This window comes from Pseudoalteromonas sp. P1-26, from assembly GCF_001401795.1.
In the GTDB taxonomy this organism is placed as follows: domain Bacteria; phylum Pseudomonadota; class Gammaproteobacteria; order Enterobacterales; family Alteromonadaceae; genus Pseudoalteromonas.
In genome coordinates, this window is the sequence record NZ_LKDX01000001.1 from 259,548 (window position 1) to 278,824 (window position 19,277).

Here is a 19,277-nt window from a genome sequence, read left to right on the forward strand (position 1 = left end):
GATAGTTAAGAGTAATGCCGATATGCTTAGCATATCGGCATTTTTCATTATAAATACTTTAACCAAGGCTTGTTAGCCTTACGCTTGTATTCACTAAACTTCTTGGTTGGCCAATAAAGCCCTATTGCCAGCAGCAAAGTAATAAACCAAATACCTGAGATATCACTGACTCCTAAATATTGCCCTTGATTTGCCCCCCAGATCAGCATGCCTATTTGATACATAAATAGCAGTACATAGAGGTGTAAAATATAAAAGAACATAGGCACAGAACCATACACTCGGAGCGCATTCGTAAAGCGGTTGAGTGGTCTTTCAAATAACCATAAGCCAACAAACATGCCTGCTAACGTGATCAGCAAAAAGCTGAGTGACGGTGGATACTTAGTCACGTTAAACACCGACATCATGGTTTCTGTTGTGGTGCTAAACGTTTGCCACGGCAAGGTTTCACCATAAATATTAAAACCACGCAGCTGCGCAAATAATCCCACACATAACAGGGCTAACAGCAGCAATGCTCGTTTACGTGAATCCGCTGATTGAGTGTGCGCATATAAAGGACCTGCACAGTAACCCAATAAAATAACGCCAATCCAGGGCAGCACAGGGTAGCTAATTTTTATGTCGATTAAACCACCTTGTGATAGATAGCCTCGGTCATGCAAAATAGTCCACAGCGAGTAACCAAACTCATCGGGCGTAAAGCTGATAGGGGTCAGTAAATTGTGGCCAAATACAATAACCAAACCAAGCACCAGCAATATGTTGCGTGGCAGCTTAATCAGTAATGCTAACGCCAACATACAAAGGCCAATCGCCCACATCACTTGTAGCCAAATGGTGTGGTAGTAACCCATCCACGAAAAACAAATCAGGGTCACTTCAAGGGCGATTAAAAATAGCCCTCGCTTGATTAAAAAGCTTCGAGCCGAGCGCGCCACACCACTTGCTGGGTGACTATAAAGCCACGCCGACAAACCGGTTAAAAAGATAAAGGTTGGCGCACAAAAGTGCGCAGCAAAGCGGCTCCAAAAAAGCCCTGGCGAAGTGGTATCAACCACCATGGGATCGCCCACCTGCATGTGCAAGAAAAATCGCTCTCGCACATGATCAAGTAGCATCAGCAGAATAACGACACCACGCATGATGTCGATACTGTGAATACGGCTTTTAACTTGCTCAGAAGTCATAACTTACGCCAAGTTTAAATTGCGTCGGCGCACCCGGGTAGGCCCACAATGCATTGTAAGAACTAGCGATATACTGTTCATCAAACACGTTATCAACATTCAGTGATACTGTCGTACGTTCAGTCGCTCGCCATTTAGCAAATAAACCAACAGTTTGGTAACTCGGTAAACGGAAGGTGAGATCAGCTGGGTCGCCCAAACGGTCAGACACATATTGATAATGACCACCAATCTTTATTTCTTGTGCGAATAGACTTAGGTCATGGTTTAAGCCAATCGAAAGGTTATTCTTTGGTACGTTCACAAGTGGGCTACCTTTAGGAATTGGCACTAACCAATCAACATTTAGACTGTCTGTTGCAGTCTCAGCATCAACATAGGCATAAGATAGGTTGTACTCGGTATTGTCACCCAATGAACCTGTTAAATCTAACTCAAACCCTGTGCTATTTGCTTTACCGACAGGTGTTGAATAACCCACATTTACTGGATCTGCCACCAGCATGTTGCTCTTGCTTGCATCAAAATAAGCAAGCGTACCGCTGATATTGGCGTAGCTAAATTTAACGCCTACCTCAAACGAGTCACTTTCTTCAAAACCGAATGGATTACCTTCAGCATCGGTGCCACTCAGTGGTAAAAAGCCTTCTGAATAGCTTGAGTAAAGGTTAATGTCGTCATTAAGTGCGTAAACCACACCAAAACGTGGACTAATGCGGTTTTCTTTGCTGTTTGATGCCACACCAGACTTAGTCTCAAAAATATCTTGTTCAATTTCATCAAAACGCAGACCTAACATCACTTTTAAGTTATCGGTTAGATCTAGTTGGTCTTGCAGGTAAATACCGTACGCATTTTGTTGTTCGTTATTTTCGTACTGCATGCCCACTTCAGGGCCTTCAGTAGCGCTGTACTCTGGCTCATAAATATCAATGGTATAAGTACCATTACCACCACGGTAGCGATAAAGCCCAGTGCGTAGCTCATAGTCGTAACCATCAACACCAATCAATACATGATTGGTGATACCGGCAACATCAAAGTGGCCGCTTAATTCAAAGCGCAGCGATAAATCATCAGACTCATAGTCACGGTATCTGTGCTGGCGAGTTAAGGTTCTGCCATCATCAAATAATGACTGACGCGATGGTGAAAGCTCAGCATCTGACGAATAACCCGTTAACGTTGCAGTACGGTAACTAGCACCTAATAACAAGCTCCATTCTTGGTTTAGATCGTTGCTGTAATTTAATTGATGGCCGCGCGAGTGCACCTTGGTTGGTGCATCATTTGGGTTACCTAAAAAGCGTGACTCAGGCACGGTATCAAAATCACCATTTAACACCACAATACCGCGGTCATACATTTGCTGTTGATCAACATACTCAAACTCATAAGTCAGCGATGAGTTATCGTTGATTTGATAATAAAGCGAAGGCGTAATCACGAATTTGTCGTGGTGTACATAGTCTCTGAAGCTGTCACTATCTTGCCATGCGCCATTGATACGAAACGCTAAATCATCGCTTAAACCGTTAGTGTAATCACCTTGAATACGCTTGTGATCATCGCTACCCAACTCAGCTTGAAGTTGCCCTTGCTGATAAAACTGTGGCTTTTTAGTAATAATGTTTACGGTACCACCCGGCTCCGAACGGCCATAGAGTGCCGAGCCAGGTCCTTTTAATACTTCGATGTATTCAATGTTTGATACATCACGTGGGCCTGCAAAGCCGCGACCACCACTAAAACCGTTAACTAAGTACCCAGACGGCATATTTTCGTTACCTGACAAACCACGAATTGAATAGCTATCCCACAGTGCTCCACCATTATTCTTACGAGTAATACTGGCAGAAAAATCCAGTGCATCACGAAACTTTGTAATACCGTTATCAGTCATCATGTCTTTACTTAATGTAGTGATCGATTGCGGTAAATCTTTTGTTGGAATATCACCACGAAACGCCTGTTTATGTTCAATGGTGATCGTTTCGATATCGCTGTTATCAGCTGCATGTGTATTCGCTGCAAACGCCGCAGCTAAGGCTAAACTAAGAGTTGAGTACTTCATAAGGTCTGAATGTAAAAGTTAAGAGAAATGATTTGTTATAAAATAACATAAATAAAAAATAGGTTATAGTATAACAATACATTTACCCCTTAATTTTTAGCCAAGCCCTTAGTTTACAAAGATAATTTTTAACGCTAAATTTGAGGTAGATTAAAAAACAAACAAGTTAAGGAAAACTATGTATAAATCACTTTTAGCATTAACGCTCGTATGCGCATCAATCAGCTCATTCGCAAACCCTGATTTATCACGTAAATTTCCATTTGTTGATATTCAAGCGCAGGTACTCGATACCACTACAGATAAGCCTAGCTGGCAACGGCTGCCACCAATGCACCATGTACAATACCCGACAGGGCTGCTAAATCGACAAGGCAGTGGCTGCGCAATTGTCAACTTTCAGGTAACGCCAGAAGGCGATGTGAAAAACTTAAATATTGAAAATTCAGCGCCAAAGCGCTTTAGTAAAGACGTTAGAAAGGCAGCAAGGCAAATAGTGAGAGACTGGCAATGGCCAGAGCGCACGGATGAACAAGTAATTGAGTTAACCATGCGTTTTGACTACTGCTTAACACACGACTTCGACAAAAAGAGTGAAGCCGTTGCCATGTGCGTTGAGCATTCAGAACAAGCCTGCGAGTAAACAATAAATTTGCCGTGTAGATACTTGAGCCAATGCCAGCTATTGCCTACAATGGCGCACAATTTATTCAATGCAGATCGCAACTATGACTGATACACAAAAACCAGAATTACCAAACCAACTTTCTATCAATCCACGTAGTAAATTTTATGTGGAAGAAGTTTTCGAGCATGAAATTGGTGTAAAACTTAACGGCAAAGAGCGTTTTGACGTTGAAGAATATAATATCAGCGAAGGCTGGATCAAAGTCGCTTCTCCAAAAGCCCTTGATCGCCGCGGCCAACCTTTACTATTAAAAGTAAAAGGCACTGTAGAAGTATTCTACAAGTAATTCAGTTTTGCTGAATTAGCTTGTTGGCCAATTCAATGGTTGGCCAACAAGTTTATATCTTTACGAGCTTAGGCACTCAGCCCCTCGTTTTTTCCCACACAAGCGAAAGTTAAACCAATGCCCGGTGACGACAAAGAGCGAACCCAATAAAGTAAGTACTTTTTCGCCAGCCTCACCAATAACATTTTCGCCAAGCAGCACCGCTGCAGACAACAACACCAGCCCTGCACCACCTAGCATCAATAATCGATAACGTTTATGCTTTTTACACCCTAAAAATAGTGCTAATAAGCTGCTTGGCAGTACCGCAACTAACATCCAAAAATGAAATTGCTCGTTACCTAAACCCAGTGCTGCAGCACTAGGTAATAAAACCAATAACACAGGCACAGCTAAACAGTGAATAGCACACATAGCTGATAACCCGATGGCAAACTTGTCCATTATTTCTTGTAATTTCACTGAATAATCCCTACAAAATTGAACACATGAATTATAAAAAGTGCATCAAGCAAGTTTTGCTTGGCACTCATTGCATACTCCCAGCATTTCAAATTGCTTTGTTTGTGAGGTAAAACCTGCATCATCAAAATGAGGGAAAAGCTTTGCAACGTCACTGTGTGAAACCGCTAAAGTCTCAACTTTTTGGCAATGACGGCAAATCAAAAACAAAGAAGTCTCACGCTTAGAAACCTCACTGTCGGTACCGTAAGCGATATATTTGTTAGCACTATTAAGCCTGCGAACAAGGTTTACCGACTCCAAAAAGCTCAAGATTCGATAAACAGACATAACAGATACACTTGAACTTGTGCGCAGCTTGTAGCAACTGGCTAATTCGTAGGCCGATAACGGCACGTCTGTGGTTAGTAATATTTGCAGTATTTGCTTGCGCTGAATGGTGAACTTTCTACCATGCTCAAGGCAAACCTGCTTCGCTTTATTAAGTGTGCTGGTTAAGCGCTGTTTATTCATAGCGGCCACTCAATATAAGGTTTTGTTGCTGTCAGCTCTGCTATCCCGTGCGCTTGCTCTGTGATCCACTGTGCTTCGATAACAGATATTGCTTCAGCCCATGCAAATAAAGTAACTGTGACTTTAGAGACGGGCTTATCACAGTTAAACGAGTATTCAACTTCTAAGTCTTGATGTGCATGATGAGTGTGATGCTCAAATGGGTTTTCAAAATTTGCTTGAGTAAGCTTACATTCGCCGTTAAATGTCACTAACTGCTGTGAATTTGCTAATTGGGCTAACGTTTGTTTAATGGTTTGCTTTTGCTCAGCTGTCTCGGGCTGATGCTCAAAGCCAAAAATATCTCCAGCCGGTAAAATGAACTTAACCCGCCACTTGTCTTGATCATGAACCACAAAAAGCACTCCCTCACCATGTGAATGATGATGGTGTTGATGCCCTTGAGCTGAAAAAATACATCCAACCATAAAGCATATCACTGCTAATTTTGCTGCTTTCATAACCCCAATCACTCCATTTACCTCACTTTAAACATGCTGTTACAAAAAAGAATAAAACTCATTCGTCGATTCACACTTGATACATTATAACAATTAAAGCACAATTGATACATTATAACATATCTACAATGGTGAATAATGAATAACATCTCAAGAGTGGCTGTCGTCATAGCAGCGTTATTACCAGCCAGTGTTTTGGCACAATCAATCAAAGGCGTTGTTTTAAATAACCAAGGTAAAGCGGTGGCTAATGCCACAGTTGACCTTGAAGGGTCTGATCAAAAAGTAACAACTAACGACAAAGGTGAGTTTGAAATCAGCGGCTTAAATAACGGCTTAAAAGAGCTACATATTTCAGCGCCAGGTTATGCTCACTTACATCGAGATATCACACTTGCCAATGACCAAGACCACAGCGCAACCTTTAATCTAAAGCGCTCACCGATTGAAGTGATTGATGTTGAAGCAACGCCGATTCATATGTCGGCAATGGAATCTGCCTCACCTGTTAGTGTGTTATCTGGCGAACAATTAAGACGCCAACAAGCATCAACGCTTGGCGATAGCCTCGAAAAGCTGCCGGGCGTTAACACAAACTTTCATGCCAAGGTTGCCAGTACGCCTGTGATCCGTGGTTTGAGCGGCCCACGTGTTTTAATTACGCAAAATGGCTTAGATGTAAGTGATGTGTCACGTGTTGGCCCTGATCACTCAGTGGCATCGGAAGCATCAACAGCGCAGCAAATTGAAGTATTACGTGGCCCAGCAACTCTATTTTATGGCAGCGGTGCAATTGGTGGTGTCGTCAACGTAGTTGATAGCCGAGTACCAACAGACAGCACAACACGTGGTGAATGGAACCTAGAACATAACTCTGTAGATGAGCAAAAAGTTGCTTCGTTTAATGCCACCACAGGGACAGAGTCATTTGCCTTTTATGCTGATGCATTCTGGCGTGAATCAGGCGATTACGAAGTACCTGTTGCCGCCGATATTGACGACACAGAGCACAGCTCAAAGTACGTAGTAGAAAACAGTAATGAAGACTCAGATGGCTTTACTGTTGGTACTAGCTACTTATTTGAGCAAGGTTACCTTGGTGTTGCGGTTGAGCAATTTAACCGCCAATACGGTATTCCTGGCCATACTCATGGTGAAGAAGAAGAGCATGATCACGAAGAGGAGCACAGTGAAGAAGAAGCTGTTTTTGCTGATCTTGAACAAACCAAAGTTCAGCTACTTGGTGAATACAATATCGACAGTGAGTGGCTAAGCAAAATTAACTTACGTGCAGGCCACACAGACTACGAACACGCTGAAATCGAGCACGGTGCTGTAGGCACAACTTTCAAAAACGAAACCAATGAGCTGCGCGTTGACATTCTGCATAGCCAATTTGATGAGTGGAATGGTGGCGTTAGCTTTCATTACAAAAAAAGTGATGTAGAAGCACAAGGCTCAGAAGCATTCACCCCTCCTTCTGTTACTGAAAGTATTGCTTTTGCAATTATGGAAGAAAAGCATTTTGGCGATTTTTTAGTGCAATTAGGTGGCCGTGTTGAGCGAGTTACTATTGATGCTAATAATGTGCTGTTACCTGAGATCGACGCCCATGCACATGATGAAGACGGTGATGAGCACGACCATGATCATGACCACGAAGAATCAAACTACACACGCGTATTTGATGTTGCCCAAGAGTTTACACCGGTAAGTTTATCAACAGGTGTGGTATGGGATTTTACACCAGGTTATAACCTAGGTTTATCGGTATCGCGTTCTGAGCGTGCTCCGTCTGCTTCTGAGCTGTTATCTTTCGGCCCACACATTGGTACTGCAACGTATGAAGTTGGTGCGCTATTCGACACTCATGATGGTCATTTTGAGCTATCAGATGACGCTATCGATTTAGAAACGGCAAATAATATCGACCTGACATTCCGTAAAACCGAAGGTGATATTGGCTTTATCTTCAATGCCTTTTACAACCAAGTAGATAACTATTATTACCAGATCAACACAGGCCTATACGCTGAAAGCGGTCATGATCACGACCATGGCGACGAACATGATCACGAAGAAGAGCACGATCATTCATCTGAACTACCGGTTTATTTATTTAAAACAGACGATGTGATTTTGCATGGTTTTGAAGCGCAAGTTGCTTGGCAGCTAAGCGACGAATTTAAACTCGACTTATTCTCTGATTATGTACGCGCGCGTCTGAAAGACGGCGGAGATTTACCGCGTACTCCACCACTGCGTTTTGGTACTGAGTTTAGCTATCAAACCGAAAACCTAACGGCAAATATTCACGTTACGCGCTACCAAGAACAAGACCGCATAGCACAAGAAGAAACCACAACAGACGGCTATACCCTTGTTGATGCCAGTATTTCTTATGACTTATCGGTATTAAACCAAGACCTATCGCTTTATTTAAAAGGCACAAATTTAACGGACACAGAAGCCCGCGTTCATAGCTCATTCTTAAAAGATATTGCACCACGTCCTGGGCGCAGTTTTGCGCTTGGTGTTCGCGGCTACTTCTAAAACAAAATTACAAATAAAGGAAACCTACATGACACACTTATTTAGATTAAAACTATTGGCACTGGCAATTAGTAGCACCCTGATCACCGCATGTGGTGATGCAGAAACGAATATTGTTGAGAAAGACCCTATCGAGGTTCCTGACGACAGTGGTGATGATCATGATGACGGTTATACCATTGACTCAATGGGCCGTTTAGCGGTTTTAGCAGCTGATAGCAACGAAGCGAATATCTTTGATTTAGATGACGACTCACTACTAGAAACGTTTTCGCTTATCCATGATTCAAGCTCACTAAATGTTTCACCAAGCTACCGTTATGCAGTTATTGCTAACCGCAGCCAAGATTACTTAGGTTTTATCGATGGCGGTTTATGGCGTGAAGATCATGGCGAGCATTTACATGATTATAAACAAGGCCCTGCATTTAGTGACTACGAGCTAACAACGGGCAGCCGCCCTACTCACATCGTTAAACATGATGGTCAAATGGCCGTGTTTTACGATGGTAATGCCGATGCAGGTACGGTTGCCTCTGTAGAAGTGTTAACCGATAACGACATTGCTAACGAAACAGAGACGCTTGCTGGTATTCAGTACGACATCAATATGCATGGTGTTGCAGAGCCACGTGGCGAGCACCTAGTTGCAACATTGCGCCGTGCGGATAGCGAAAGCACTTCAAACGCTAAAATCCTGCCGGATCAAGTGGGTGTTTTCCACCTTCATGACGGTGAATATGAGCTTGAACAAACATTTGAAGTTACTTGCCCAGATTTACACGGTGCAGCGCAAAACCATGATTATGTAGCATTTGGTTGTGGTGACGGTGTACTGGTAGCCCACCAGCATGATGATGAATATCATGCAGAAAAAATCGCCAATATAGATGCTCTAGGTGATACACGTATTGGCACATTATATGGCCATGAAGGTAGTGAAAGCTTTATTGCAATTGCATCGGGTGTATTTGTAAGTATCAATCCAAGCGAAGCTGAAATGGAAGTACTAGAGTGGCAACTTGATGAAGGCGTAAGTGCTGTATCTTACTCATTCTCAGCAAGCGGAGAGCACTTTTTAGTACTTGATAGCTTAGGCTTTTTAAACGTGCTTGAAGCCCATGAGCACGACGGCCACATGCACTGGGAGCTTGCCGGTAAAGTAGATATCACTGAAGAAGACGTAACAACAATGCCAGAGGGCATGAACTTCAGCATGACTGTGTCACAAAATAGGGAGTTTGCTTACGTTGCTGACCCTATCGCTCAGCACGTACTAAAAGTACATATCGAAGATCTTGAAATTGAAGGTGATCTTGAACTGACTTTTGCACCAAGCGCCATCACTTGGTTAGGTATTGCAGAAGAAAGTGACGATCACGACCACTAAGAAGTTATGTTTTATGGTATGACATAGCTCGCAAAGGTTGGCATTTACTGCCAACCTTTTTTATTCATATTTTGTAACAGACCTTTCATCGCAACTGCATCGCTATTTAAGCCTTAATGGTTATGATGTAACAGTTCCCAATATAGGATGTAATCCCATGAAAAAACTAACAACGTTGGCACTGGCCATGGCTGCGACACTGGCACCTTGGGCATCAGCTTACGAAACTAAAGACACGCGCTTACTGCGTTTTCCTGATATTCATAACCAAAATGTTACCTTTGTTTACGGTGGTGATATTTACATTGCTAATACGCAAACAGGCGAGAGCAAACGCTTAACCGACCATATTGGCTTTGAAACTTTCCCTAAGTTTTCACCTGACGGTAAACGCATTGCCTTTGCAGCCGAGTACAATGGCAGCCGCCAAATTTATGTAATTAACAGCGATGGTTCTGGCTTAAAACAACTGACTTACTACAACGATGTTGGCCCAATGCCACCACGCGGCGGTTTTGATTATCGTGTTCTCGATTGGACTGCGGATGGCAAAAATGTGGTGTTTCGTGCTAACCGCACACCGTGGGGTAAACGTATGGGTCGTCCATACATGGTTCCTGCTGACGGAGGCCTTGAGCAGCCTCTGGCTATTCCAGAAACTGGCGGCGGTATGCTTTCGCCAGATGGTAGTAAATATGTTTACACGCCAATTGACCGTGAATTTCGTACTTGGAAGCGTACCCGTGGCGGTCGTGCGCAAGATGTCTGGGTTTACGATCTAAAAAACAATACCTCAGAGCAGCTAACCACTAATCGCGCTACCGATCAGCAACCAACCTGGGTTGGCGACAACATTTACTTTGTATCTGACCGAGATTACACACTTAACTTGTATCAATACCAAAAAGGCGCTGAGCCGAAAAAGCTGACCAACCATAAAGACTTTGACGTACTGTGGCCATCAGCTGGCCCAAATGCTGTTGTTTATGAAAACGGTGGTTACCTTTATCGCTTTGATCCAAAAACTCAAAAAAGCAGCAAGCTGAGCATTAACATTGCTGGTGTGCGTCAATACGCAATGCCGTACACAAAAAATGTGAGTGACTTTATCGACTCAATGTCGATTTCTCATGATGGTAAGCGTGCACTCTTTACTGCCCGCGGTGAGCTATTTAGCGTACCGGTTAAACAAGGCCCAACACGTAACTTATCTTATACAGCAAAAGGCCGCGAAATTGACGCAAGTTGGTCGCCAAATGGCCGTTATATTGCTTATATGAGCGATGAAAGTGGCGAATACGAAATTTACTTAAAAGACCGCAGTAAAAATAATGCCACCAAGCAGCTAACCAGCAACGGAACTATTTGGCGTTTTACACCTATTTGGTCACCAGATAGCTCAAAACTGTTATTTGCAGATAAAAACCACACACTTTGGTGGATAGACGCAAAATCAGGTAAACAACACAAAATTGATACCAGCATCTACGATGAAGAAGGTATTCGCCAGTATACTTGGTCACCAAATAGCGAAGACATTGTGTATGTAAAAAACAATGAAAACCGCTATGCCTCACTGTGGCACTACAATATTGATAAAAAGAAAGTGACTCGCTTAACGGATGAAATGACCAATGAGCAAAACCCAACTTTCTCTCCTGATGGTCAATACCTGTATTTTAGTTCTGAGCGCGACTTTAACTTAGCCTTTAGCAGCTACGAGTTTGACTACATGTTTAATCGCGCAACGCGTATTTATGCCGCTGCCGTAAATGACAGCATCAAACCACTTATTGCACTACAAAGTGACGAAACAGCGATCGTCAGCGATAAACAAAAAGATGACGACAAGAAAGCGAAAAATACCCTGCAAAGCAGCGACTTTATGCAGCGCGTTACCGCTTTAAATGCACCGGCTGGAGATTATCGCGGTTTAACGGCTGTAAAAGGTGGCGTGCTAACACTGGCTAATGGCGGCCTACAATTAATAGGCACAGCTCATGACAGCGAGCTTGAAACTGTGGCTAAAGGGGTAAGCAGCTACACTATTTCGAGCAACGGTGAGCACCTGTTAGTGCATGCGGGTAACGATTACAGCTTAATTGAGCCAAAAGCAAAACAAGACCTAGCAGCGAATAAGCTTGATCTTAGTAACATGACCTTAAAAATTGAGCCGCAAATTGAATGGCAGCAAATGTATGTTGAAGGCTGGCGTACATTACGTGATTGGTTCTACGATGAAAACCATCACGGCCAAGATTGGGACGCAATTTTAGCCAAATATCAACCTATGGCTGATGCTATCTCACACCGTAGTGACCTAGATTACATTCTCAGTGAAATCGCAGGTGAAATTAACTCAGGCCACATTTATGTGCAGTCGGGTGATATGCCAAAAGCAGAGCGTAAAAAGCACGGCTTATTGGGTGCAAAACTTGCCAGCGATCCATCTGGATACGTAAAAATTGAGCAAATCTTCCAAGGTGAAAACTGGCATGAAAACTTCCGCTCACCACTTGGCACAACAGGGGTAAAAGCACATAACGGCGACTACATCATTGCCGTAAATGGCCGCTCAGTAAAAGACGTAGCTAACTTCTACGAATTACTAGAGAACACTCAAGGTGAGCAAGTTGAGCTAGTCCTTAACAGTAAACCGCGCAGCAAAGGTGCATGGCAAGTTACCGTTAAGCCTGTAGCGAGCGAGCAAGGTTTGCGTTATTTAGACTGGGTTAACTCTCGTGCAGCCTACGTTGATAAGCTATCAAATGGTCGTATTGGTTATGTTCACTTACCAAATACAGCGTTTGAGGGTAACCGCGCCATGTTCAAAAACTACATGCCGCAAACCACCAAAGATGCCATGATTATTGATGACCGATACAATGGCGGTGGCTTTATTCCTGAGCACATGATCACTTGGCTTGCTCGTAAACCACTTAACTATTGGAAGCGCCGCGGTGTTGAGCCAACGAAAACACCACAATTTGCTCATGATGGTCCAAAAGCCATGCTGATCAATGGTTACTCAAGTTCAGGCGGTGATGCTATTCCTTACTACTTCCGCCAAGCAGGGTTAGGTAAGCTTATTGGTACCCGTACTTGGGGTGGATTAATTGGTATTTCAGGTAACCCAAGCCTTGTCGATGGCGGCCAAGTTATCGCGGCAACATTCCGCGTTTTAGATAACAATGGCAACTGGATCATCGAAAACGAAGGTGTCACCCCAGACATTAAAGTTGTTGACCGCCCAGAGCTAATCTACCAAGGTAAAGATCCATCGATTGAACGTGCCGTAGAAGAGCTATTAAAAGAGCTAAAAGACAACCCGAAAAAGCCACTCACCGTGCCAGCAGCACCGACTGACTTTTAATTCTTAACTGGTTGTTAAAAAGCAAAAAACCCCGCAGCAATGCGGGGTTTATTTTTAATTAAAAGAACTACCTTTTAACTTGTATATACAAATAATTTAAGCTAAGTCAGACCATGCTAAATTGAATTTACGTAAGTATTTTTGTAATCGAGTTGAGTCATTGGCTTGTGCTTTTTTGGTACGACTCACATCAAATAATTCACGACCAGCTGAGGCCATGCTTGAATGCTGCTCACAGATACTAAGCACATAATTTAACTGAGCAATATCAAACTGATCTAAATTCGCTATTTGCTCTTCTGACAAATAGTGAGCAAGGCGATTAGACGCTTTTGGTTGCACATTAGATTGCCATGATTCTTGTAACCGTGCGATTTCGTCATTAACATCAGTCACGGTGATACGCGAAGAGCTCGCTAAAGTACATAAACGAGTAATTGCAGAGCTTAAATCACGAAAGTTTCCCCGCCATACCGCTCGCTTCGACATAGCAAACTGCTCAAACAGCTGCTTTGCTTCTTTATTGAATTGAATTCGCTGCCCAGTTTTTTGCTCAAATAAACCCATTTCATAGTCAATATTGGCTGGTATATCTTCTTTTCTGTCTTTTAATGCCGGTAACTGATAGCTCCACAAATTGATACGCGCTAATAAATCTTCACGAAACAACCCTTTTTCGACTTCGGCTTTTAAATCTTTGTTAGTGCCAGCTATTAGTTGAAAATCACTCGCAACAGTTTGATCACTGCCCACTGGATGAAAGGTCTTATTTTCAATGGCGTGTAACAGCATTGCTTGCTCTTCTAAACCAAGCTCGCCAATTTCATCTAAAAACAGCACACCATTATTTGCAGTTAGTAAGTAACCGCTTCGCTCTTTTTGAGCACCTGTAAAGGCTCCTTTTGTGTGGCCAAACAAAGCAGCCATGGCATTTTCACCACGTAACGTGGCGCAGTTAACCGACACAAGCTCACCTTTTAAAATGGCGCGCTTCTTTTTCAGTTTATAAATTCTCGTTGCCAACTGGCTTTTACCAGCTCCCGTAGGGCCCGTCAGAAGCATAGGATCATCTGAACGAATAGCCACAACTTCAATCTGCGCAATCAACTTATTGAATGCACTGTTTTTAGTTTGAATACCGCCTTTTAAAAATGCATTACCTTCTAAATGCTCTTTATCAAAACGAGTGGCAAGTTGATCATACTTAGATAAGTCCAAATCAATAATTTGAATCTTACCTGTCGCTTTATTTTGATTATGCTTATCGGGTGATGTTTGAATTAAACGCCCAGGAAAATGACCACTCTCGGTTAATAAGAAAATACATATCTGCACAACATGGGTGCCAGTCGTGATATGAAAAAAGTAATCGTGCTGTTCAGTATCAAAACGCTGTTGATGGCACCAATCATAGAGCTTGGCGTAAACCTCTTCAAAATCCCAAGGGTCTATAAAGTTAATATTTTCAAGGCATACCGTGGTTTCTGGGGAAACTGACTCAATATCTACTGCAACATTATTCGCTAAACGCGAGCTATGAGTGTCATGCATCATATACAGCTTATTAACGATGAACTCTTCTTGACTACATAAACTGACATTGGGTCGCCATCTTGCCCAACGGTCAACGCGCTTACCCACATAGTCTAATTGAGTTCCGAGAATACTCACCACAATCGCACTTTTCAAAATATATCCTTACAGATAGAAACTGTATCCATTTAAATACCAAATAACACTATCGTCAAGTACCTCATCACACAGCACAAACTACAAAAACAGAATAAAAAACATAAAAATCATTATGTTAAGAAATAAAAAACACTCTTTTTTAGTTGTGGCACAGCTCTTGGAATAGATAAGTGTGATTAATTAGGAGTGATTCAAATTATGTGTAATAACTACAACACAATCGAACAACAAGGACAGGTACCTATAAAGGCATGGACAAAAGGCGTACCGTTTGAAGATGCAGCTATTGCTCAATTAAATAATATTGCGCAAATGTCGCTAGTTCATTCTCATATCGCGGTCATGCCAGATGTTCACATGGGCAAAGGCGCCACAATAGGTAGCGTCATTCCCTCTGTAGATGCAGTGATCCCCGCAGCGGTAGGTGTTGATATTGGTTGCGGTATGGTTGCAACTAAAACAACGTTAACGGCTTCGCAACTGCCCGATAATCTGGCGGCAATTCGTCATGCGTTTGAAGCTGCGGTACCACATGGTCGAACGGGCCGTGGTAGAGGAGCTCGTGACCGAGGTGCTTGGCATAATATTCCTGATGTTGTTGCAGGTGAGTGGCAAAAACTTGAGAAGCGGTTTGAGAAAATCTGCGCTAAGCACCCTGCAATTAAAAACAGTAATCATGTAAATCACCTAGGTACGATGGGCACAGGCAATCATTTTTTAGAACTTTGCCTAGATGAAAACAATGCAGTTTGGATCATGCTGCACTCAGGTAGCCGAGGAGTTGGTAACCGCATAGGCACTTACTTTATCGAGCTGGCTAAAAAAGAGATGGGGCGTCATCAAATCAACTTACCTGATATGGATCTTGCGTATCTGAAAGAAGGAAGCGAATACTTTGATGACTATGTTGAGGCTGTAGAATGGGCGCAAGATTTTGCAGCTAAAAACAGAGAGATCATGATGTTTAACGCAATCAAAGCGCTTAAAAAGCAAATACCTATCGCTTTTGAAACCGCGGAGCTTGCTGTTAACTGTCATCATAACTATATCTCACGTGAGCATCACTTTGGCAAAGATTGTTTTGTAACACGCAAAGGAGCTGTACGTGCACAAAAAGGGGAAATGGGGATCATTCCCGGAAGTATGGGAGCGCGCTCTTTTATTGTTCGCGGCTTAGGAAACCCAGATAGCTTTAATAGCTGTAGTCATGGAGCTGGCCGAGTCATGTCACGTACAAAAGCTAAAAAGGTCTTTAATATTCAAGATCAAATAGCGGCAACCCAAGGGGTAGAATGTCGTAAAGATGCCGCGGTGATTGATGAAATTCCGCATGCGTACAAGGATATTGAAAAGGTTATGGCAGCACAGCAAGACTTGGTTGAGGTTGTACATACACTAAAGCAAATAGTCTGCGTAAAAGGATGATAATGAACTATTTAATAATCGATGGAGCACAAGGTGAAGGCGGAGGGCAAGTACTTCGCACCGCCCTCACCTTATCCATGTTAACCAAGCAAGCCATTGAAGTCGTTAATATTCGTGCCAAGCGAAAAAAGCCTGGCCTGTTACGCCAGCACCTAACCTGTGTGTTAGCAGCACAACAAATCTGTGATGCCGAAACTGCAGGAGTTGAATTGGGCTCAAACCATATTCGCTTTGCGCCTAAACAAATAAAAGCGGGGGATTATCACTTTGCGATTGGCACAGCAGGCAGTACAACGCTTGTATGCCAAACTGTATTACTGGCATTAGCGACAGCAAAGCAGCCCTCTACCATAACCTTTGAGGGTGGCACACATAATGGCATGTCACCTTCACTGTGCTTTTTTGAGCACTGTTATTTGCCAGCTTTAGCAAAAATGGGGGTGTATTGTGAGCTCACAGTTGCCAAGTATGGCTTTTACCCTGCCGGTGGTGGCAAATGGCAGTTAACCATTTACCCGTGTGAAACATTAAAGCCCTTTACGCATTTTGCACAGCCAACTAAGGATGCCAAAAAGGCGATTAAAGTACTTGTTAACAAGTTACCGGGGCATGTTGCGAAGCGTGAAATTAGCACTGTAAAACAGTACCTTGATTGGGCAGGCGCTGAAACCACGATAACTCGAGTAGAAAGTATTGGAGCAGGAAACAGCTTGCAGCTACAGATAACATCAGACACTCATAACAGTATTTTTGAAGTTATTGGTCAACATGGTATTGCAGCACAAAAGGTGGCTCTCAAAGCCGTAAAACAGGTTACACAATTTACCCAATCAGCAGCGGCAGTAGAAGAATATCTGGCAGATCAGTTGCTCTTGCCATTAGCTTTGGCCGGTAAAGGCGAGTTCAAAACTAGTGAACCAAGCTTGCACAGCTTAACCAATGCAGAGGTCATAAAAACGCTTTTCCATGTAGAGATAACGTTTACTCAGCTTGATGATAACCTTTGGCAGGTATCATTAACTGATACCTAATTAGGATGATCGGCAATGGAAAACACATTAAAACATGTTTATTTAGTCGGCGGTGCAGTTCGCGACAAATTGCTAAACAGAGCGGCAGCTGATCAAGATTTTGTTGTTGTGGGTGAAACACCAGAAACCATGTTAGCCCTAGGTTTTGAAACTGTTGGTAGTGATTTTCCAGTCTTTTTACATCCAACCACCAAGCAAGAATATGCCCTAGCTCGCACTGAACGAAAACAAGGTCGTGGTTACAAAGGGTTCACGGTGAATGCCAGTACCAGCGTAACTCTAGAAGATGACCTAGCAAGGCGTGACTTAACTATCAATGCAATGGCGATGAGTGCCGATGGCGAGCTTATAGACCCATTTAACGGCCAACAAGATTTAAATAACAAAGTACTTAGACATACATCAGCCGCATTTGCTGAAGATCCATTACGTGTACTGAGAGTGGCTCGATTTTTAGCTCGTTTTGGTGAAAGCTTTAGTATACATCCGGAAACCAAGGCATTAATGATGCAAATACACCAACAAGGTGAATTAGCTTATTTAACGCCAGAACGGGTTTGGAAAGAAACCGAAAAAGCACTTGCTGAGCCTCACCCTGAGCTTTACTTCAAGACGCTGTATGGTTTAGGTGTGTTTCCAGAAATAGATGCAATGAGTGGTGTTCCCCAACCAAAAGAACACCACCCTGAGGGCGATGTTTACACCCACACACTGTTAGTTTTGCAAAGAGCGGCTCAGCTAAATTTTGATGTAGAAACTCGCTTTGCCGCATTAACGCATGATTTTGGCAAGGCGACGAGCTTTGAGCTAAACGGTAATTTACATGGCCATGAACAACGCGGCGTAGCAGTGATCAAGGCGTTTTGTCAGCGTTTAAAAGTGCCTAAACGGTTTTATGAGCTGGCAGCATTAACCAGTGACAATCATACGCGTTGTCACAAAATCGCACAGCTAACACCAAAAACAGTACATAAATTACTTGTCGACAAGCTAAATGCGCAAAATAAGCCTGCGCGGTTTTTGCAGTTTTTGGATGCGTGTCAGTGTGATGCGCAAGGACGGGGACCAAGTTTTATAGATCGGCCTTATGCGCAGCGAACACTTGCACTGGATTTAGTCAAACAACTAAACAAGCTAGATAAAAAAGCACTTGTGCAACAAGCAATACGCCAAGGTAAAAGCGGCATAGCCATCGGAAAAGCAGTTCGCGAAGCAGAAATAAAGCAACTACGAGATTACCTCACAGAGCAAAGTAGTAAGGAAACAAAATGAATAACACAACAGCACACTCAGCAATCGATGACAGTGTAAGAGCTGAAATAATGCGACGCATAAAAGCGGCAGAAGCAGAACATAACGTTAAAGTGTTATTTGCTATTGAGTCGGGTAGCCGAGCATGGGGATTTGCAAGTCCTAACAGTGATTATGATGTGCGCTTTATTTATGCGCATGCTAAAGATTGGTATGTAGCAATTGATGTTGAAGAGCAAAGAGATGTAATTGAATACCCAATCGTCGATGAAATCGATATAAATGGTTGGGATATTCGTAAAGCACTCAAACTATTCAGCAAATCAAATCCCGCGTTTATTGAGTGGATACAATCACCCATAGTGTATGTTGATGATGGCTATTTTGCTGCACATGCAAAGCGGCTAATGCCACAGATAGTGTCATCTCATAAAGGCATTTATCATTACCTGCATATGGCAAAAGGTAACTTTAGAGAGTATCTGAAAAAAGAGCGCGTTCCGCTGAAGAAATACTTTTACGTATTACGACCACTACTGGCGATTATGTGGCTCGAAAAATACGATGAACCAGCTCCGATTGAGTTTGATAAACTAAGGGAGCTTGTCAAAGAGAACCTTGCATTGGATGCTGCGATTTCAGATTTGCTCGCCCGAAAAAGGGTAAGCCTAGAAAAAGAATACGCGCCAGCTGTGCCTGTAATTAATGAGTTTATTGAAGCAGAGTTAACACGGCATGAAAACTACACAGCTAACGTAAAGAAGAAAGTCGTCGATTTTGATGCTTTAAATCAGTTGTTTAAAGAAACATTAGCAAGGTACAGTGAATCCTAAGCTCACTGTATCT

Annotated in this window: 15 protein-coding genes; 9 read left to right on the forward strand and 6 right to left on the reverse strand. The window is 42.8% G+C overall.

The window, feature by feature from the left end:
- Positions 1 to 47 precede the first annotated feature (47 nt).
- Entirely contained in the window at positions 48 to 1,193 is a 1,146-nt protein-coding gene (locus AN394_RS01160; protein WP_055020612.1) for a DUF1624 domain-containing protein, read from the reverse strand.
- Positions 1,183 to 3,267 (reverse strand): TonB-dependent siderophore receptor, encoded by a 2,085-nt coding sequence (locus AN394_RS01165; RefSeq protein ID WP_055020613.1) that lies wholly within the window; start codon positions 3,265 to 3,267, stop codon positions 1,183 to 1,185. Before AN394_RS01165 ends, AN394_RS01160 begins: the two co-directional genes overlap by 11 nt.
- Positions 3,268 to 3,445: 178 nt before the next feature.
- On the opposite strand from AN394_RS01165, the gene AN394_RS01170 reads away from it, so the two are divergent.
- Together AN394_RS01170 and AN394_RS01175 are read left to right on the forward strand one after the other, a co-directional pair.
- The gene (locus AN394_RS01170; protein ID WP_054563006.1) at positions 3,446 to 3,910 is read left to right on the forward strand and encodes an energy transducer TonB; all 465 of its coding nucleotides are present in this window, start codon (positions 3,446 to 3,448) and stop codon (positions 3,908 to 3,910) included.
- 85 nt (positions 3,911 to 3,995) lie between these two features.
- Positions 3,996 to 4,241 (forward strand): DUF3297 family protein, encoded by a 246-nt coding sequence (locus AN394_RS01175; protein WP_171037140.1) that lies wholly within the window; start codon positions 3,996 to 3,998, stop codon positions 4,239 to 4,241.
- Positions 4,242 to 4,301: 60 nt separating this feature from the next.
- Here the strand turns inward: AN394_RS01175 and AN394_RS01180 are convergent, their stop codons facing one another.
- From AN394_RS01180 to AN394_RS01190, 3 genes are read right to left on the reverse strand one after another with little or no spacing between them, the layout of a single operon-like run.
- Entirely contained in the window at positions 4,302 to 4,703 is a 402-nt protein-coding gene (locus tag AN394_RS01180) for a MerC domain-containing protein (protein ID WP_054563008.1), read from the reverse strand.
- 45 nt (positions 4,704 to 4,748) lie between these two features.
- A complete protein-coding gene (locus tag AN394_RS01185; protein ID WP_054563009.1) occupies positions 4,749 to 5,216 on the reverse strand; it encodes a Fur family transcriptional regulator in 468 nt (155 codons plus the stop codon).
- Entirely contained in the window at positions 5,213 to 5,716 is a 504-nt protein-coding gene (locus AN394_RS01190; RefSeq protein WP_055020614.1) for a DUF2796 domain-containing protein, read from the reverse strand. Before AN394_RS01190 ends, AN394_RS01185 begins: the two co-directional genes overlap by 4 nt.
- 138 nt (positions 5,717 to 5,854) lie before the next feature.
- On the opposite strand from AN394_RS01190, the gene AN394_RS01195 reads away from it, so the two are divergent.
- The 3 genes from AN394_RS01195 to AN394_RS01205 all read left to right on the forward strand — a co-directional run bounded on the left by AN394_RS01195 (position 5,855) and on the right by AN394_RS01205 (position 13,032).
- On the forward strand, positions 5,855 to 8,269 hold the full coding sequence (locus tag AN394_RS01195; RefSeq protein WP_055020615.1) for a TonB-dependent receptor domain-containing protein: 2,415 nt from the start codon (positions 5,855 to 5,857) through the stop codon (positions 8,267 to 8,269).
- 28 nt (positions 8,270 to 8,297) lie between these two features.
- Positions 8,298 to 9,659 (forward strand): hypothetical protein, encoded by a 1,362-nt coding sequence (locus tag AN394_RS01200; protein ID WP_055020616.1) that lies wholly within the window; start codon positions 8,298 to 8,300, stop codon positions 9,657 to 9,659.
- Between the two features lie 157 nt (positions 9,660 to 9,816).
- Positions 9,817 to 13,032 carry a S41 family peptidase gene (locus AN394_RS01205; protein ID WP_082422927.1) on the forward strand — a complete coding sequence of 1,072 codons (3,216 nt, stop codon included), beginning with the start codon at positions 9,817 to 9,819 and terminating at the stop codon, positions 13,030 to 13,032.
- Between the two features lie 96 nt (positions 13,033 to 13,128).
- Here AN394_RS01205 and rtcR read toward each other — a convergent pair whose 3' ends face one another.
- On the reverse strand, positions 13,129 to 14,721 hold the full coding sequence (gene rtcR / locus AN394_RS01210) for an RNA repair transcriptional activator RtcR (protein WP_235576232.1): 1,593 nt from the start codon (positions 14,719 to 14,721) through the stop codon (positions 13,129 to 13,131).
- 201 nt (positions 14,722 to 14,922) lie between these two features.
- Between rtcR and AN394_RS01215 the strand changes: the two genes are divergently transcribed.
- The 4 genes from AN394_RS01215 to AN394_RS01230 are packed head-to-tail and all read left to right on the forward strand — an operon-like array spanning position 14,923 to position 19,264.
- Positions 14,923 to 16,149, forward strand: coding sequence for an RtcB family protein (locus AN394_RS01215; RefSeq protein ID WP_055020618.1), 1,227 nt, complete (start codon positions 14,923 to 14,925; stop codon positions 16,147 to 16,149).
- 2 nt (positions 16,150 to 16,151) lie between these two features.
- Positions 16,152 to 17,180 (forward strand): RNA 3'-terminal phosphate cyclase, encoded by a 1,029-nt coding sequence (gene rtcA, locus AN394_RS01220; protein WP_055020619.1) that lies wholly within the window; start codon positions 16,152 to 16,154, stop codon positions 17,178 to 17,180.
- A gap of 15 nt (positions 17,181 to 17,195) precedes the next feature.
- Positions 17,196 to 18,452: a multifunctional CCA addition/repair protein gene (locus AN394_RS01225; RefSeq protein WP_055020620.1), complete on the forward strand. Its 1,257-nt coding sequence runs from the start codon at positions 17,196 to 17,198 to the stop codon at positions 18,450 to 18,452.
- Complete coding sequence (locus AN394_RS01230; protein ID WP_055020621.1) at positions 18,449 to 19,264, forward strand: nucleotidyltransferase domain-containing protein; 816 nt, start codon at positions 18,449 to 18,451, stop codon at positions 19,262 to 19,264. The genes AN394_RS01225 and AN394_RS01230 overlap by 4 nt, the downstream gene beginning before the upstream one ends.
- Positions 19,265 to 19,277: the final 13 nt, after the last annotated feature.

Coding starts and splice junctions, on each gene's coding strand:
- AN394_RS01165 (WP_055020613.1), bottom strand. CDS start 3,267: ATGAAGTACTCAACTCTTAGTTTAGCCTTAGCTGCGGCGTTTGCAGCG.
- AN394_RS01215 (WP_055020618.1), top strand. CDS start 14,923: ATGTGTAATAACTACAACACAATCGAACAACAAGGACAGGTACCTATA.
- AN394_RS01175 (WP_171037140.1), top strand. CDS start 3,996: ATGACTGATACACAAAAACCAGAATTACCAAACCAACTTTCTATCAAT.
- AN394_RS01225 (WP_055020620.1), top strand. CDS start 17,196: ATGGAAAACACATTAAAACATGTTTATTTAGTCGGCGGTGCAGTTCGC.
- AN394_RS01185 (WP_054563009.1), bottom strand. CDS start 5,216: ATGAATAAACAGCGCTTAACCAGCACACTTAATAAAGCGAAGCAGGTT.
- rtcA (WP_055020619.1), top strand. CDS start 16,152: ATGAACTATTTAATAATCGATGGAGCACAAGGTGAAGGCGGAGGGCAA.
- AN394_RS01230 (WP_055020621.1), top strand. CDS start 18,449: ATGAATAACACAACAGCACACTCAGCAATCGATGACAGTGTAAGAGCT.
- AN394_RS01195 (WP_055020615.1), top strand. CDS start 5,855: ATGAATAACATCTCAAGAGTGGCTGTCGTCATAGCAGCGTTATTACCA.
- AN394_RS01205 (WP_082422927.1), top strand. CDS start 9,817: ATGAAAAAACTAACAACGTTGGCACTGGCCATGGCTGCGACACTGGCA.
- AN394_RS01190 (WP_055020614.1), bottom strand. CDS start 5,716: ATGAAAGCAGCAAAATTAGCAGTGATATGCTTTATGGTTGGATGTATT.
- AN394_RS01200 (WP_055020616.1), top strand. CDS start 8,298: ATGACACACTTATTTAGATTAAAACTATTGGCACTGGCAATTAGTAGC.
- AN394_RS01160 (WP_055020612.1), bottom strand. CDS start 1,193: ATGACTTCTGAGCAAGTTAAAAGCCGTATTCACAGTATCGACATCATG.
- AN394_RS01170 (WP_054563006.1), top strand. CDS start 3,446: ATGTATAAATCACTTTTAGCATTAACGCTCGTATGCGCATCAATCAGC.